Origin of the sequence: Agromyces sp. NPDC058104, from assembly GCF_042884835.1 — a bacterium.
Taxonomy (GTDB): domain Bacteria; phylum Actinomycetota; class Actinomycetes; order Actinomycetales; family Microbacteriaceae; genus Agromyces.
The window spans coordinates 1,065,862-1,079,106 of sequence record NZ_JBHVTD010000002.1 but is presented as its reverse complement, the minus strand read 5'-3'; the positions used below and the strand labels follow the sequence as shown (position 1 = coordinate 1,079,106).

Here is a 13,245-nt window from a genome sequence, read left to right as displayed (position 1 = left end):
CCTCCCGGGCGGGCGGCGTCGGAAGCCGAGCGGGTGCGTCGATGCGGCGCGGCGTCAGGCCGCGGTCGTGATGGCGTCCTCGAGGCGGTCGCGGATGCGGTCGACGAGCAGCTGACGTGCGCCGAGGAGCACGGGGTGGTCGTCGGTGCCGCTCGTGCGGACGACGAGCCGCGGGTGGGCGGCCGAGTCGATGCGCGCGGCGACGAGCTCCTCGAGCGCAGTGCCGCCCTCGCGGGCGGTCGGTCCGCCGAGCACGACCATGGCGGGGTCGATCACCGCGAGCAGCGGTGCGATCGCGATCACCGCGCGGTCCGCGAGCCGGGCCAGTGCGACCGGATCGGCCGCGAGGCCTGGCAGTGCGTCGGCGAGCCGGGTGCCCGGGGCCGCGCCGAGCATCCGTGCGACTGCCGGGCCGCCGAGCAGGTCGGTGAGGTCGTGCGCGTCGGGCGCGATGGACTCGGCCCCGCGCGCGACCTCGAGGTACCCGATCTCGCCGGCGCCGCCGGTCGCACCACGATGCACCGCGCCGCCGAGGTCGATGCCCACGCCCAGGCCGTCGCCCATCCAGAAGAGGACGAAGCTCGCGACGTCGGTCGCGACGCCGCCGGCCCGCTCGGCCATGGCCGCGAGGTTCACGTCGTTCTCGATGAGCACGGTGTGGCCGAGCGCCGCCTCGAGACGCGCCCGCGAACCCTGCTGCGGCCAGCCGGGCAGCGTGTCGGTGAACGACAGCTCGTCGCCGTCGGCGTCGAACGCCGCCTGCACGCCGATCGCCGCCAGGCCGACGGTCTCGACCGGTACGCCGGCCGCGCGGCACGCCGCCTCGATCGCCCCCGACACGTCGCCCTCGGGCGTCCGCCCGGATGCGGCCGTCGGGGTCTCGACGACGGGGTGCGGCGCGTCGGAGGCGTCGACGACGACCGCCTCGATCGTGTCGGCGAGCACGCTGATCGCGACCCCCGTCAGCCGATCGGTGCGCACGCCGTAGCTCACGGCGTTCGGTCCGCGACCGCCCGAGACCTCGCCGACCGCGTGGATGAGCTCGACGCGCTCGAGCCTGGTGATCATCTGCGCGGCGGTCGGCTTCGACATGCCCGAGAGCTCGCCGAGCTGCGCCCGGGTGAGCGGTCCGTGCTCGAGCAGGAGGCGGAAGGCCGTGCGGTCGTTGTGGGCGCGCAGCCAGGTGGGCGTGCCCGGATCGATCCGGTTCATCGGCGCCGCCCCTCCCCCGTCGATCCCGTCGACCATGCCGGTCGTGTCGGCCGCGACCTCCGGCCCGGCTCGACTCACTCTATCTTCAAGGTTTCTTGCCGAAATGATGGATCACCCCCCGTTCCTGACCTCGTCGCGGAGCACGCCGAGCCGCTCGGGATCGGCGGCCGCGTCGAGCAGCGTCTTCGTGTACTCGTGCTGCGGATGCAGGATGACCTCGTCGGACGGCCCGCGTTCGACGATCTCTCCCCGGTGCATCACGAGGATCTCGTCGGAGAAGTGCCGGGCGGTCGCGAGGTCGTGCGTGATGTAGAGCACGCCGAGCTGCGACTCGCGCTGGAGCTCGGCCAGCAGGTTCAGCACCCCGAGGCGGATCGAGACGTCGAGCATCGAGACCGGCTCGTCGGCGACGATGAACCGCGCGCCGGGCGCGAGTGCCCGCGCGATCGCCACGCGCTGCCGCTGGCCGCCGGAGAGCTCGTGCGGGCGGCGGTCGGCGAACGTCTCGGCCGGCGAGAGCCTCACCCGCTCGAGGAGTTCGTACGCCCGTTCGCGGGCGCCGGCGGCCGTGAGCCCGGGATGGTGCACGCGCACGGGCCGCTCGACGTGATGGAGGATCGTGTGGAACGGGTTCAGCGACGCGAACGGATCCTGGAAGACCATCTGCACCTGGCGCCGGTACCGCGCGAGGCTCGCGCCGCGTCCGGTCGTCGGGCGGCCGTCGAGCAGCACCGAGCCCGAGCTCGGCGTCTCGAGCTTCGCGAGCATGCGGGCGATCGTCGACTTGCCCGAGCCGCTCTCGCCGACGAGCGCGACCGTGCGACCCGGCTCGAGGGTGAACGACACGTCCTTCACGGCGTTGAGGGTCGTGAAGGTCATGCCGCGGCGCAGCCGGTAGTCCTTCACGAGGTTGCGCGCCTCGAGCCGCTCGGGGCCGTGCAGGTGGTCGATGCGGGTCATGCGGCACCTCCGGCGGCCGAGTCGGTCGAAGAAGCCGTCGCGGCGGACGCGACGGACGCGGCCGACGCCCCCGCGCCCCGGCGCACGAAGTCGCCGCGGTCGCCGCGCAGGCTCGGGAAGCTCGCGAGCAGTCGCCTCGTGTACGGATGCTGCGGGTCGCGGTAGATCTCGGCCGCCTCGCCCTGCTCGACGATCTCGCCCTCGAGCATCACCGCGATGCGATCGCTGATCTCGATGAGCAGCGGCAGGTCGTGCGTGATGAAGATCACGGCGAAGCCGAGCCGCTCGCGCAGGCGCATGATCTCGCGGATGATGCCGCGCTGCACGACGACGTCGAGCGCCGTCGTGGGCTCGTCCATGATCATGACCTGCGGGTCGAGGGCGAGCGCCATCGCGATCATGACGCGCTGGCGCATGCCGCCCGAGAGCTCGTGCGGGTAGGCGGAGAGCCGCGACGGGTCGACCCCGACGAGCTCGAGCAGCTCCGCGCTGCGCGCGTCGCGTTCGGCGCGACGCAGGCCGGGACGGTGCGTCGTGAAGACGTCGTGCAGCTGGGCGCGCACGGTCATCACGGGGTTCAGGGAGTTCATCGACCCCTGGAAGACCATCGACACCTTGCTCCATCGGAAGGTGCGGAGCGCCTCGCCCGAGAGCCCGACCACGTCGAGGTCGCCGTCGACGTCGTGCAGCACGACCTCGCCCGAGGTCATGAGCGCGGGGGCCTTGAGCAGCCGGTTCAGTCCGTACGCGAGCGTCGTCTTGCCGCACCCCGACTCTCCCGCGAGGCCGAGGATCTCGCCGCGGTGCAGCGTCAGCGAGGCGTTGCGCACGGCCTTGACGGGCGGATCGACCTCGTACTCGATCGACACTCCGCGGGCGGTCAGCACGGGCTCGGCGCGGTTCATGCGAATGCTCCCGCGTCGGCGACGCCGCGGCCGGCCTTCGCCGCGCGGCGCTGGCGTCGCGCCGCCTGCGGCGCGAGGCGCAGCTTCGGGTTCACGACCTCGTCGATCGCGAAGTTGATGAGCGCGAGCCCCGCACCGAGCAGGGCGATCATGGCGCCCGGCGGCACGAACCACCACCACGCGCCGCTGCCGACGGCCTGGCCGGTCTGCGCGTCGTTGAGCATCGTGCCGAGGGTGATCGACCCCGTCGGCCCGAGGCCGAGGTAGGAGAGCCCGGCCTCGCCGAGCACGGCGAAGATGATGCCGAAGATGAACTGCGCGGCGAGCAGCGGCACGAGGTTCGGCAGGATCTCGACGAAGATGACCCGCATCGGCCCCTCGCCCGCGACCCGTGCCGCGGCGACGTACTCGCGGGTGCGCAGCGACTTCGACTGGGCGCGCAGCACGACCGCGGCCCCCGCCCAGCTCGTGATGCCGAGCACGAGTGCCACGAGCAACGAGCTGCGGGCGAGCGGCCCGAGCCCCTCGGCGCCCTGCACGTACGCGGCGATCACCATCGCCACGGGCAGGCCGGGGATCACGAGGATGATGTTCGTGAACAGGGTGAGGATCTCGTCGGCCCAGCCGCCGAAGTACCCGGCGAGGACACCGAACACGATGGCGAGCACGAGCGACACCACGCCCGCGACGATGCCGATGAAGAGGGATCCCTGGGTGCCCCACGCGAGCTGCGAGAACACGTCGTAGCCGAGCTTCGTCGTGCCCAGCCAATGCTCGGGGCTCGGCGGCAGCAGGGCCGGGTTGTCGGAGTCGCGCGGAGGCTGCGCGATGAGCGGGCCGAAGAGGCCGAACGCCACGATCGCGCCGACGATCGCGAGGCCGATGACGAGCTTGGCCGAGCGCCTCGGCAGCAGGTGGGCCCAGCTTCCGCGCCGGCGACCGCGCGAGGCCGCGACCGCGGCGGTCGTGGTCGCCGCGTCGAAGGCCTCCTGGGCGGCGAGGTCGCGCGCAACGGCCCGGACGGCGGCGGCCGTCGCCGGCGACTCGGTCGGGGTGTCGGTGAGCCGTTCGGTGGTCTGCGGGTCAGCCATTGTGCCTCGCTCTCGGGTCGATGAAGCCGTACACGAGGTCCATCGCGAAGTTCGCCACGAGCACCGTGAGCGTGATCACGAGGAACACGCCCTGCATGAGCGCGTAGTCGAGCCCCTGGACCGCCTGGATCATGAGCTTGCCGATGCCGGGGTAGCTGAACACCTGCTCCATCACGATCGAGCCGGCGACCACGAAGCCGAGTGCGATGCCGAAGCCGGCGAGGCTCGGGATCATGGCGTTGCGCGAGGCGTACCGGCCGCGGATGCGGCGCGGCGTCAGCCCCTTCGCCTCCGCGGTGACGACGTAGTCCTCCGACATCGTGGAGACCATCATGTTGCGCATGCCGAGCAGCCAGCCGCCGACCGACGAGATCACGATCGTGATCGCGGGCAGGATGGCGTGCTGCACGGCGCTCGCGAAGAACGCCCAGCTCCACTCGGGGCCCGCCGGGAACTCGAACACGTCGTAGCCCCCGATGATCGGAAGCAGGCCGAGCTGCACCGAGAAGACCGCGACGAGCACGAGTGCGAGCCAGAAGTACGGGATGGATTGGAAGACGGTCGTGACGGGCACGAGATGGTCGAGCCAGGTGCCCCGCTTCCAGCCCACCCACGCGCCGGCGACGATGCCGATCACGAACGAGATGACGGTCGCGGTGCCGACGAGGATCACCGTCCACGGCAGCGCGCTCGCGATGAGGTCGGCGACCGAGGCCGGGTACCGCGTCGAGGAGACGCCCAGGTCGCCCTGGAGCAGGCGACCCCAGTACGCGAGGTACTGGTCCCACAGCGACATCCCCTGCTCCGCGCCGAGGATCGACCGGATCGCTTCCACCGTCTCCTCGGAGAGGGGACGGCCCCCGTTCGCCCGGCGGAGCTTGCCGAGCATGATCGCGGCGGGGTCGCCCGGCAGCAGCCGGGGCAGCAGGAAGTTCAACGAGATCGCGGCCCAGAAGGTGACGAGGTAGAACGCGATCCGACGGACGTAGAACATCAGCTCGCCTCCTCTCCGGCGCGGAGCAGGGTGGTCACCGTCGGCCTACTTCTCGACGGGCGTCAGGTGGGTGAGCACGACCGCCGATGCCGCCGACAGGTACGGCAGGGGCGCCGCGTAGAGGTCGGACTCGCTCGGCCAGCCGCTGAACTTCGCGGTGTTGAAGAATGCCTGCGAGGCGTTCAGCACCACCGGGATGTACGGCAGGTCGCGCGCGATCTCCGACTGGATGGCGGCGTACGCGGCCTGCTTGGTCGCGACGTCCTCGGTCGAACCCGCCGCGAGCACCGCGTCGTCGACCACGGGGTTCGAGTACCTCGAGTAGTTCTGTCCCGCCAGCGGGTCCTCGCCGACGGGGGCCGTCGACTTGCCGTCGAAGTACTCGCTGTAGTTCGAGTACGGGTCGGCGACGAGCGACTGGGTGAGGCCGTACATGGCCATCTGGTAGTCGCCGGCCGAGATCGGGGTCCAGTACTCGGCGTCGGAGACGGTGCGCGCGTTGATCCGGATGCCGGCCTCGGCCGCCTGCTCGGAGATGAGCTTGGCGGCGTCGTTGTAGTCGGTCCACCCGTCGGGCGAGAAGAGGTCGATCTCGATCGCCGTGCCGTCCTTGCCGTAGAACCCGTCGGCGTCCTTCGTGTAGCCGGCGGCCTCGAGGATCTCGCCGGCTCCGGCCGCGTCGGCCTCCTGGGGGCTCGTCGCGAGCGCCGGATCGGAGAGCCACTGCTCGTCGCGGGGCTGCAGGGTGAAGGACGGCGTCGACTCGCCCGCGAGCCCGGCGAAGGCCTTCTCGCGGATCGTCGCGCGGTCGATGGCGACGTTGATCGCCTGGCGAACGGCGGGGTCGGTCTGCGCGCCGGCGCAGCCGAGCTCGGCGTTCGAGCACGTGATGAGCACGGTCGGGTCCTGCTGCTCGTTGAGCGTCGTGATGTCGCCGGACGACGTGACCGCGTCGGGGTTCGCGATGAACTGGCCGACCCAGTCGATCTTGCCGGTCGTGAGCAGGTCCTGCGCCGACTGGTTCGAGTCGAGGCCCAGGTACTGCACCTCTTCCACCGCTGGCGCGCCGTCGCGGAACAGCTCGTTCGCCTCGACCGTGTACGCGGCCTCGGTGAACGCCTTGAGCTTGTAGGGGCCCGAGCCGACCGGCTGGGGATTCGTCTCGCCCATGAAGTCCTCGATGCCCTCCCAGACGTGCTTCGGCACGATCCAGGTGGAGCCGAGGATGAGCGAGGCGGCGGTGAACTTCGGCTCGCTGTAGGTGAGCACGACGGTCGTGTCGTCGACCGCCGCCGACGAGACGAGCTGCTCGTCGACGTTCGAGCCGTAGGTGAAGGTGAACGCGACGTCCTCGGCGGTGAGGGGCTCGCCGTCGTTCCACTGCTGGTCGGGCTTGATCGTGATCGTGAGGGTCTTGCCGTCCGCGCTGTACTCGTAGCTCTCGCCGATGAGGCCGACGGGCGCGTCGGCCGACAGCTGGTTGAAGAAGAACAGGGGCTCGTAGATCGCGCCGTAGGTCGCGTGCACGGCGGTGTCGACCGCGAAGGGGTTGAAGTTGTTGTTGATGGGCGTCGCGCTGCCGGCCCAGACCCGGAGCACGGCGGTGTCGCCCCCGCCCGAGTCGGACGGCGCGCAGCCTGCGAGTGCGATCGTGACCGCGGCCGCCGCGGCGGCGAGCACGGCGGTCAGCGAGCGTCTGGTTCGAATCATCGTTCCGTCGTTCCTTTCGTTGCCTCATTGCGTGGAAAGTGCAGTGACGCCGCATGGTGCAGAAGTCGTCCCGGCGTTACTGGAAACGACCCTAACAGAAAGGAAACAATCCGGAAAGAAGATTTACAGTTAATGCGAATCGGATGCCGGCTCGCGCGCGGCCGTGCCGGACGCGTCAGCGGCGAGCGCTCCGAGCAGTCCGGGGTGCCCGCGGCTCCGCACCCGGAGGGTCGCCGAGCGGGCGAACCCGGTGCAGGATCGACGCGTTCGCACGCCGATCTCGCCCCTCGACGATTCCCGTCGCCTCGCTCGCGGGCGGGGCCCGCGTCGCGTGCGCGCCCTACCGCCGCGCGAGCAGCTCCGCGAGGGCGGGCAGCTGCGCCGGGTCCTCGAGGGCCGAGCCGACGGCGACCGTGCGCACGCCGCGGGCGAGGAACTCGCCCGCGTTCGAGGCATCCATGCCGCCCGTGGCGACGAAGCGCGCCCCGGGGAACGGGCCGGCCATCGCGCCGAACCACGCCGGGCCGAGGAGCGACGCCGGGAAGGCCTTGAGCCACGTGAGCCCCAGCGACATCGCCCGCTGCACCTCGCTCGCGGTCGCGACGCCCGGCAGCGGCGGCAAGCCGGCCTCGAAGGAGGCGCGCACGACGGCCTCGTCGAAGCCGGGGCTGACGGTGAACGCCGCACCCGCGGCGACGGCCTGCTCGACGTGCCGCGGCGAGACGACGGTGCCCGCGCCGACGATCCGCCCCTCGGCGCGACCGGCCTCGGCGACGGCGGCGAGCGCCTCGACGTCGTCGGCCGACTGGATCGGGAGCTCGACCACGTCGATGCCGAGCGCCCAGGCCTGCCGGGCGAGCGCGAGGCTGCGGTCGACGCCGAGGCCGCGGAAGATCGCCATCAGCGGCCGGCCGGCGAGAAGGGTGTCGAATGCGGCGTTGTCGATCGTGGTCATCACGGGGCCTTTCGCTGGTGCGCGGGGTCGGGGCGGGATCGGGTCACGAGTGCGGCCGCGATCGCGGCCGCGGGTGGGTCACGAGACGGGAAGCTCGCGCGGGAAGTCGCTGGTCTCGCCGAGCACAAGCACCGCGCGGTCGTGGCCGGCCCGCAGTCGCTCGACGGAGCCGCGCCCCTCGAGGAGCGCGCCGAGGTACCCGGCGGCGAACGCGTCGCCGGCGCCCACGACCTCGACGACCTCGACCCGGTGCGCGGCCACGTGCTCGACGGCGTCGACGCCGTCGGCGCCGCGCGCGAACTCGGTCGCGCCGACGTCGCCGTCCTTCACGACGAGCCGCTCGGGCCCGGGCAGGAGCGCCCGCACCTCGGCGGGCGACACGGTGCCCCAGAGCAACCGGGCCTCGTCGAGCCCGACGAAGGCGAGGTCGGCGCGAGACGCGAGCTCACGGAGGCGCGCCGCGGCGGCGGCGAGCGCGTCGGCCGGCCCGCCCGGCCACAGCACCGCCCGGTGGTTCACGTCGAAGCTCAGCAGCGCCTCGCTCGAGCTGACGCGTTGGAACGCCGCGTCGAGCATCGCGTCGCACGAGGCGGACAGCGCCGCGGTGATGCCGCTGAGGTGCACGACGCGCACGCCCTCGAGCGGAAGCGCGGCGAAGAACTCGGGTGTCATCCGCGAGGCGGCTGAGCCGGCCCGGTAGTACTGCACGCCGTTGCCCGGATCCTTGACGTAGAGCCCGGTCGGCGCCTGGGCGTCGTGCTCGACGTAGCGGGTGTCGACCCCGCGGCCCGCGATCTGCGCGACGAGGCGCCGCCCGAGGGCGTCGTCGCCGACCCGCCCGGCCCAGGCCGCGGCATGGCCGAGCGCAGCCAGGTGCGAGGCGACGTTCGACTCGGCGCCCCCGGCGTCGAGGTGGAAGTCGCGGGCCTCGACGAGCGGCTCGGCGAGGGCGGGCGCCACGAGCACCATCGTCTCGCCGATGGCGATGATCTCGGGAAGCGGAAGGGCGGTCACAGCCTCTATGCTGACGGGTGTGCAACTGCTGCGCAAACGCGTTGCAGAATACGCAACAAACGACAGGGAGCTCCGGATGCCGCGCCTCGCCACGCTCGCCGAGACCGCCGACGCACGCCTCACCGCCGGCGACAAGGGACTGCCCGCGCGTGCCGCCGGGCTCACCGTCCGCGAGTTCCTCGACACCTCCCCGCGGCTCGGCGAGTTCTGGACCCCGCTCCTCGCGCTCGACCGCGCGGCCCTCGAGCACAACGCCGAGACGATCCAGCGCTGGTGCGACGACCGCGGGCTCGAGCTCATGCCGCACGGCAAGACGACCATGGCCCCGGCTCTCTGGCGCCTCCAGCTCGACGGCGGCGCGACCGGCCTCACGCTCGCGACCCCCGGCCAGGTGCGCACCGCGCGCGACTTCGGCGTGCGCACGATCATGCTCGCGAACGCGCTCGTCGCCCCCGACGCGCTCGCCTGGGTCGCCGCCGAGCTCGCGGACCCCGGCTTCGAGTTCTGGTCGTGGGCCGACTCGATCGAGACTGTCGAGGCGATGGAGCGCGGCCTCGCCGGCGCGATCGCCGACGCGGGCGACGCAGGCGACGCCGACGCCCCCGCGCTCGCCCGCCCGCTCGCCGTGCTCGTCGAGCTCGGCGCCGGTGGCGGGCGAACCGGCGCTCGCGGGCTCGACGAGGCCGCCGCGATCGCGCGGCGCATCGCCGAGTCGCCGGTGTTGCGGCTCGCGGGCGTCGCGGGCTACGAGGGCAGCCTCGGGCACGACCGCTCCTCGGTGGCCGTCGCAGCCGTGCGCGACTACCTCGCCGACCTCGTCGAGCTGCACGGCGCCGTGCGCGCCCTCGCCGATCCCGCCGACGGCCCGCTCGTCGTGACCGCGGGCGGCAGCGCCTACCTCGACCTCGTCGCCGACGTCTTCGCCCCCGAGATCGACGCAGGCGCGGGCCGGGGCGACACCCGCTGGGTGCTGCGATCGGGCGCCTCCCTCGTACACGACGACGGCTTCTACCGCGGCATCTCCCCCATCCACCGCGAGCTCGTCGCGGCGATGCGCGGCTACGCCCGCGTCGTCTCGCACCCCGAGCCCGGGCTCGCCCTGCTCGACGGCGGCAAGCGCGACCTCCCGTACGACGAGGGCCTGCCCGTGCCGCTCGCGGTCGCCGGCGAGCTCGGCGCCGAGGGCGAGCCCCTCGCGGGCGCGTCGGTCACCGCCGTGAACGACCAGCACGCGTACCTCCGCGCCGACGCCGGCGCGGCGCTCCCTGTCGCGATCGGCGACGTGGTCGCGCTCGGCCTCTCGCACCCGTGCACGGCGTTCGACAAGTGGCGCTGGATCCCCGTCGTCGAGCACGCCGGGAGCGACCTCGTCGTCGACCTCGTGCACACCAGGTTCTGAGCGCGATGGCCGAGAACCTGCGCGCCGCCCCCGTGCTCGTCGTGAACGCGCGCGTCGTCGACGAGACGGGTGAGCGCGACGGGCGGCACGACGTGCTGCTCGACGGCGGGCGCATCGCGGCGATCGCGACGGCCGGCGGCCTCGACGCCCGGGCGGCGCTCGCTCCACGAGCCGACGTCGTCGACGCCGACGGGCGCCTGCTCCTGCCCGGCTTCATCGACGCGCACTCGCACGCCGACGGCGCGGTGTTCGACCCCGAGGTGCAGCTCGCACTCCTCCGCCAGGGCGTGACCACCGTCATCGGCGGGCAGGACGGGGTGGGCTTCGCCCCGGGCGACGGCGCCTACGGCACCGAGTACTTCGCCGCGATCAACGGGCGGCACCCGCACTACCGGGGCGGCGGCATCGGCGAGCTGCTCGCCGGCTACGACGGCGCGACCCCGATCAACGTCGCGACCCTCGTGCCCGCCGGAACGGTGCGGTTCGCGGTGATGGGCCGGTCCACCGATGCCCCGACGCCGGCCGAGCTCGACGAGATGCGCGAGCTCGTGGCATCCGGCCTCGCCGACGGCGCCGTGGGCCTCTCGACCGGACTCGACTACGTGCCCGGCGTCTTCGCCGACGCCGCGGAGCTCGCCGCCCTGACCCGGCCGGTCGCCGCGGCCGGCGGCGTCTACGTGACCCACATGCGCGGCGGCTACGAGGCGAACTCCGCGGCTGGCATCGACGAGATCGGCGCCATCGCGGCGGCGAGCGGGGCACGGGTGCACGTGTCCCACTTCCATGCGACGCCCGGGATCGTGCGCGGCGAGCTCGCCCGGCTCGCCGCAGCCGGCGTCGACGCGAGCTTCGACGCGTATCCCTACACCCGCGGGTGCTCGATCCTCGCGATGCCGATCCTGCCGGCGTCGCTCACGGTCAGGCCCGCCTCCGAGGTGCTCGCGGTGCTCGCCGATCCGGCCGAGCGGGCGCGGCTGCGCGCCGACTGGTTCCCGACGATCACGGGCTACGCGAGCCTCGGGCCCGACTGGCCAGCGATGCTGACGCTCGCGCACATCGCGGCGCCCGAGTACGACTGGGCGCACGGGCTCACCCTCGCCGAGGGGGCGGCCGCGGCGAACGCCCGGGGTGCAGCGGCGGCGCGGCCCGACGAGGCCGTCGGCGCGACCGACGCGATCGAGTTCGCCCTCGACGTGCTCGTCGCTTCGCGCCTCGAGGTCAACGTCGTGATGGCGGTGCAGCACGAGCGCAGCGATGCCGAGCTCGCCGCGATCCTCTCGCACCCCGCCGCGATCGGGGGCTCCGACGGCATCTTCCTCGGCCGCCATCCGCACCCGCGGGCGCGGGGGTCGTTCGCGAGGTACCTCTCGCTCCTCGTGCGCGAGCAGCGCGCACTCGAATGGCCGGATGCCTCGGCCCTCGTCTCGGCGCGCGCGGCACGCCGATTCGGGCTGGGCGACCGCGGGGTGATCCGCGAGGGCGCGATCGCCGACCTCGTCCTGGTCGATGCGGAACGGGTGGGAGCCGGCGCCTCCTACGACGCGCCGCTCGAACTCGCGACCGGCGTCGACGACGTGTTCGTGGCGGGCGTGCCGGTGCTCGCGGGCGGCGCACTCACGGGGGCGACGCCGGGGATGGGGCTCCGCCACGACCGACGGCCCGCCCGCCCGGCCCGGGAAGGCGAGGCCTGACATGTCGCAGAGCGTCACCCGCGCCGCGCACATCATCGACGCGATCGCGTCCGATCCGCGCACCGTCGCCGAGCTCGCCGAGGAGTTCGGGCTGCACCGATCGACGATGTTCCGCGAGCTCCAGGCGCTCGAGGCCGTCGGCTGGGTGCGCAGGCGCGGATCGGGCAGGTACACGCTCGGCACCCGGCTCGCCGCGCTCTCGAAGCAGGCGCTCGACTCGCTCGACCTGCGCGAGGCCGGCGCCGAGCACGTGCGACGGCTCCAGCGCCGCACCGGCAACACCGTGCACCTCGCCGCCCTCATGGACCGCTCGATCGTCTACGTCGACAAGGCCGACGACGAGTCGGGCGTGCGCATGTACTCGCGCATCGGCCGCGCGGTGATCCCGTACTGCTCCGCCGTGGGCAAGGCGATCCTGGCCGACCTCGACCGGGCCGGTCGCGACGCCGTGCTCGACGGCGTCGTCTGGCAGCGCTACACCGAGCTGACGATCGACTCGCGCGAGCGGCTCGACCGCGAGCTCGCCGTGACCGCCGCCCGCGGCTACGCCGTCGACGACCGCGAGTTCGAGGCGTTCGTCAACTGCATCGCCGTCCCGATCCGCAGTTCGATGGGCGTCGTCGGCGCGCTCTCCGTCACCGCGATCCGCATGGTCGCCGACCTCGATCGGCTGAAGGCCGAACTGCCCGCCATGCGCGAGACCGCCGAGCTCATCTCCCGCGAGCTCGGGTGAGCCGGATGCCCCGGCGCGCACCCCGCGGCATCCGCCCGACCACCTCGACCACTTCGACCACCTCGACCACCTCGACCCACTGAAACGAAAACACCCAGGAGGAACCCATGTCCAAGACCGCCGTCACGCTCTCGAACGCGCCGAAGCCCGCCGGGCCCTACAGCCACGGCGTCGTCGCGAACGGATTCCTGTACACCGCCGGCTTCGGCCCCCAGGACCCGGCGACGGGCCTCGTCGTCGAGGGCGGCGTGAAGGAGCAGACCCGCCAGGTGCTGCGCAACATCGGCGCCGTGCTCGCCGAGTACGGCCTCACCCACGACGACGTCGTGAAGGTCACCGCGCACCTCGAGGACCTCGCCGACTTCGCCGAGTACAACGAGGCCTACGCCGAGTTCTTCACCGAGCCCTACCCCGTCCGCACGACGGTCGGCTCGCGCCTGGCCGACATCCTCGTCGAGATCGACGTCGTCGCCGCGATCCCGCAGGCCTGACACCTGCTGCTGCTGCTGCAGGAGAATGGGCCCCATGGTCGCCTGTCAGGGCGTCTCAGTGCAATTCTCCTGCAGAAGCAGCGCGCGCAC

Annotated in this window: 12 protein-coding genes; 4 read left to right on the top strand and 8 right to left on the bottom strand. The window is 72.8% G+C overall.

Annotated elements, in window-relative coordinates; genetic code table 11:
- Positions 1-54: 54 nt before the first annotated feature.
- The 8 genes from ACFVTH_RS12925 to ACFVTH_RS12890 all read right to left on the bottom strand — a co-directional run bounded on the left by ACFVTH_RS12925 (position 55) and on the right by ACFVTH_RS12890 (position 8,841).
- The gene (locus tag ACFVTH_RS12925; protein ID WP_387091420.1) at positions 55-1,212 is read right to left on the bottom strand and encodes an ROK family protein; all 1,158 of its coding nucleotides are present in this window, start codon (positions 1,210-1,212) and stop codon (positions 55-57) included.
- 111 nt (positions 1,213-1,323) lie between these two features.
- The gene (locus ACFVTH_RS12920; RefSeq protein WP_387091417.1) at positions 1,324-2,172 is read right to left on the bottom strand and encodes an ABC transporter ATP-binding protein; all 849 of its coding nucleotides are present in this window, start codon (positions 2,170-2,172) and stop codon (positions 1,324-1,326) included.
- On the bottom strand, positions 2,169-3,077 hold the full coding sequence (locus ACFVTH_RS12915; RefSeq protein ID WP_387091414.1) for an ABC transporter ATP-binding protein: 909 nt from the start codon (positions 3,075-3,077) through the stop codon (positions 2,169-2,171). Before ACFVTH_RS12915 ends, ACFVTH_RS12920 begins: the two co-directional genes overlap by 4 nt.
- The gene (locus ACFVTH_RS12910) at positions 3,074-4,168 is read right to left on the bottom strand and encodes an ABC transporter permease (protein WP_387091411.1); all 1,095 of its coding nucleotides are present in this window, start codon (positions 4,166-4,168) and stop codon (positions 3,074-3,076) included. The genes ACFVTH_RS12915 and ACFVTH_RS12910 overlap by 4 nt, the downstream gene beginning before the upstream one ends.
- Positions 4,161-5,165 carry an ABC transporter permease gene (locus ACFVTH_RS12905; RefSeq protein ID WP_387091873.1) on the bottom strand — a complete coding sequence of 335 codons (1,005 nt, stop codon included), beginning with the start codon at positions 5,163-5,165 and terminating at the stop codon, positions 4,161-4,163. The genes ACFVTH_RS12910 and ACFVTH_RS12905 overlap by 8 nt, the downstream gene beginning before the upstream one ends.
- A 42-nt stretch (positions 5,166-5,207) precedes the next feature.
- Positions 5,208-6,872 carry an ABC transporter substrate-binding protein gene (locus ACFVTH_RS12900; RefSeq protein ID WP_387091408.1) on the bottom strand — a complete coding sequence of 555 codons (1,665 nt, stop codon included), beginning with the start codon at positions 6,870-6,872 and terminating at the stop codon, positions 5,208-5,210.
- A gap of 340 nt (positions 6,873-7,212) precedes the next feature.
- A complete protein-coding gene (locus ACFVTH_RS12895; protein ID WP_387091405.1) occupies positions 7,213-7,827 on the bottom strand; it encodes a bifunctional 4-hydroxy-2-oxoglutarate aldolase/2-dehydro-3-deoxy-phosphogluconate aldolase in 615 nt (204 codons plus the stop codon).
- Between the two features lie 78 nt (positions 7,828-7,905).
- Positions 7,906-8,841: a sugar kinase gene (locus ACFVTH_RS12890; RefSeq protein ID WP_387091402.1), complete on the bottom strand. Its 936-nt coding sequence runs from the start codon at positions 8,839-8,841 to the stop codon at positions 7,906-7,908.
- Between the two features lie 76 nt (positions 8,842-8,917).
- Between ACFVTH_RS12890 and ACFVTH_RS12885 the strand changes: the two genes are divergently transcribed.
- From ACFVTH_RS12885 to ACFVTH_RS12870, 4 genes are all read left to right on the top strand, one after another.
- A complete protein-coding gene (locus tag ACFVTH_RS12885) occupies positions 8,918-10,240 on the top strand; it encodes an alanine racemase (RefSeq protein WP_387091399.1) in 1,323 nt (440 codons plus the stop codon).
- A gap of 5 nt (positions 10,241-10,245) precedes the next feature.
- Positions 10,246-11,931, top strand: coding sequence for an amidohydrolase family protein (locus tag ACFVTH_RS12880; RefSeq protein WP_387091396.1), 1,686 nt, complete (start codon positions 10,246-10,248; stop codon positions 11,929-11,931).
- Position 11,932: 1 nt separating this feature from the next.
- A complete protein-coding gene (locus ACFVTH_RS12875; RefSeq protein ID WP_387091393.1) occupies positions 11,933-12,664 on the top strand; it encodes an IclR family transcriptional regulator in 732 nt (243 codons plus the stop codon).
- 107 nt (positions 12,665-12,771) lie between these two features.
- A complete protein-coding gene (locus ACFVTH_RS12870) occupies positions 12,772-13,155 on the top strand; it encodes a RidA family protein (RefSeq protein ID WP_376941234.1) in 384 nt (127 codons plus the stop codon).
- Positions 13,156-13,245: the final 90 nt, after the last annotated feature.

What these genes read in the sequence shown, in the direction of transcription:
- ACFVTH_RS12910 (WP_387091411.1), bottom strand. Translation starts at nt 4,168, where the DNA reads ATGGCTGACCCGCAGACCACCGAACGGCTCACCGACACCCCGACCGAG.
- ACFVTH_RS12885 (WP_387091399.1), top strand. Translation starts at nt 8,918, where the DNA reads ATGCCGCGCCTCGCCACGCTCGCCGAGACCGCCGACGCACGCCTCACC.
- ACFVTH_RS12870 (WP_376941234.1), top strand. Translation starts at nt 12,772, where the DNA reads ATGTCCAAGACCGCCGTCACGCTCTCGAACGCGCCGAAGCCCGCCGGG.
- ACFVTH_RS12900 (WP_387091408.1), bottom strand. Translation starts at nt 6,872, where the DNA reads ATGATTCGAACCAGACGCTCGCTGACCGCCGTGCTCGCCGCCGCGGCG.
- ACFVTH_RS12920 (WP_387091417.1), bottom strand. Translation starts at nt 2,172, where the DNA reads ATGACCCGCATCGACCACCTGCACGGCCCCGAGCGGCTCGAGGCGCGC.
- ACFVTH_RS12895 (WP_387091405.1), bottom strand. Translation starts at nt 7,827, where the DNA reads ATGACCACGATCGACAACGCCGCATTCGACACCCTTCTCGCCGGCCGG.
- ACFVTH_RS12915 (WP_387091414.1), bottom strand. Translation starts at nt 3,077, where the DNA reads ATGAACCGCGCCGAGCCCGTGCTGACCGCCCGCGGAGTGTCGATCGAG.
- ACFVTH_RS12880 (WP_387091396.1), top strand. Translation starts at nt 10,246, where the DNA reads ATGGCCGAGAACCTGCGCGCCGCCCCCGTGCTCGTCGTGAACGCGCGC.
- ACFVTH_RS12925 (WP_387091420.1), bottom strand. Translation starts at nt 1,212, where the DNA reads ATGAACCGGATCGATCCGGGCACGCCCACCTGGCTGCGCGCCCACAAC.
- ACFVTH_RS12875 (WP_387091393.1), top strand. Translation starts at nt 11,933, where the DNA reads ATGTCGCAGAGCGTCACCCGCGCCGCGCACATCATCGACGCGATCGCG.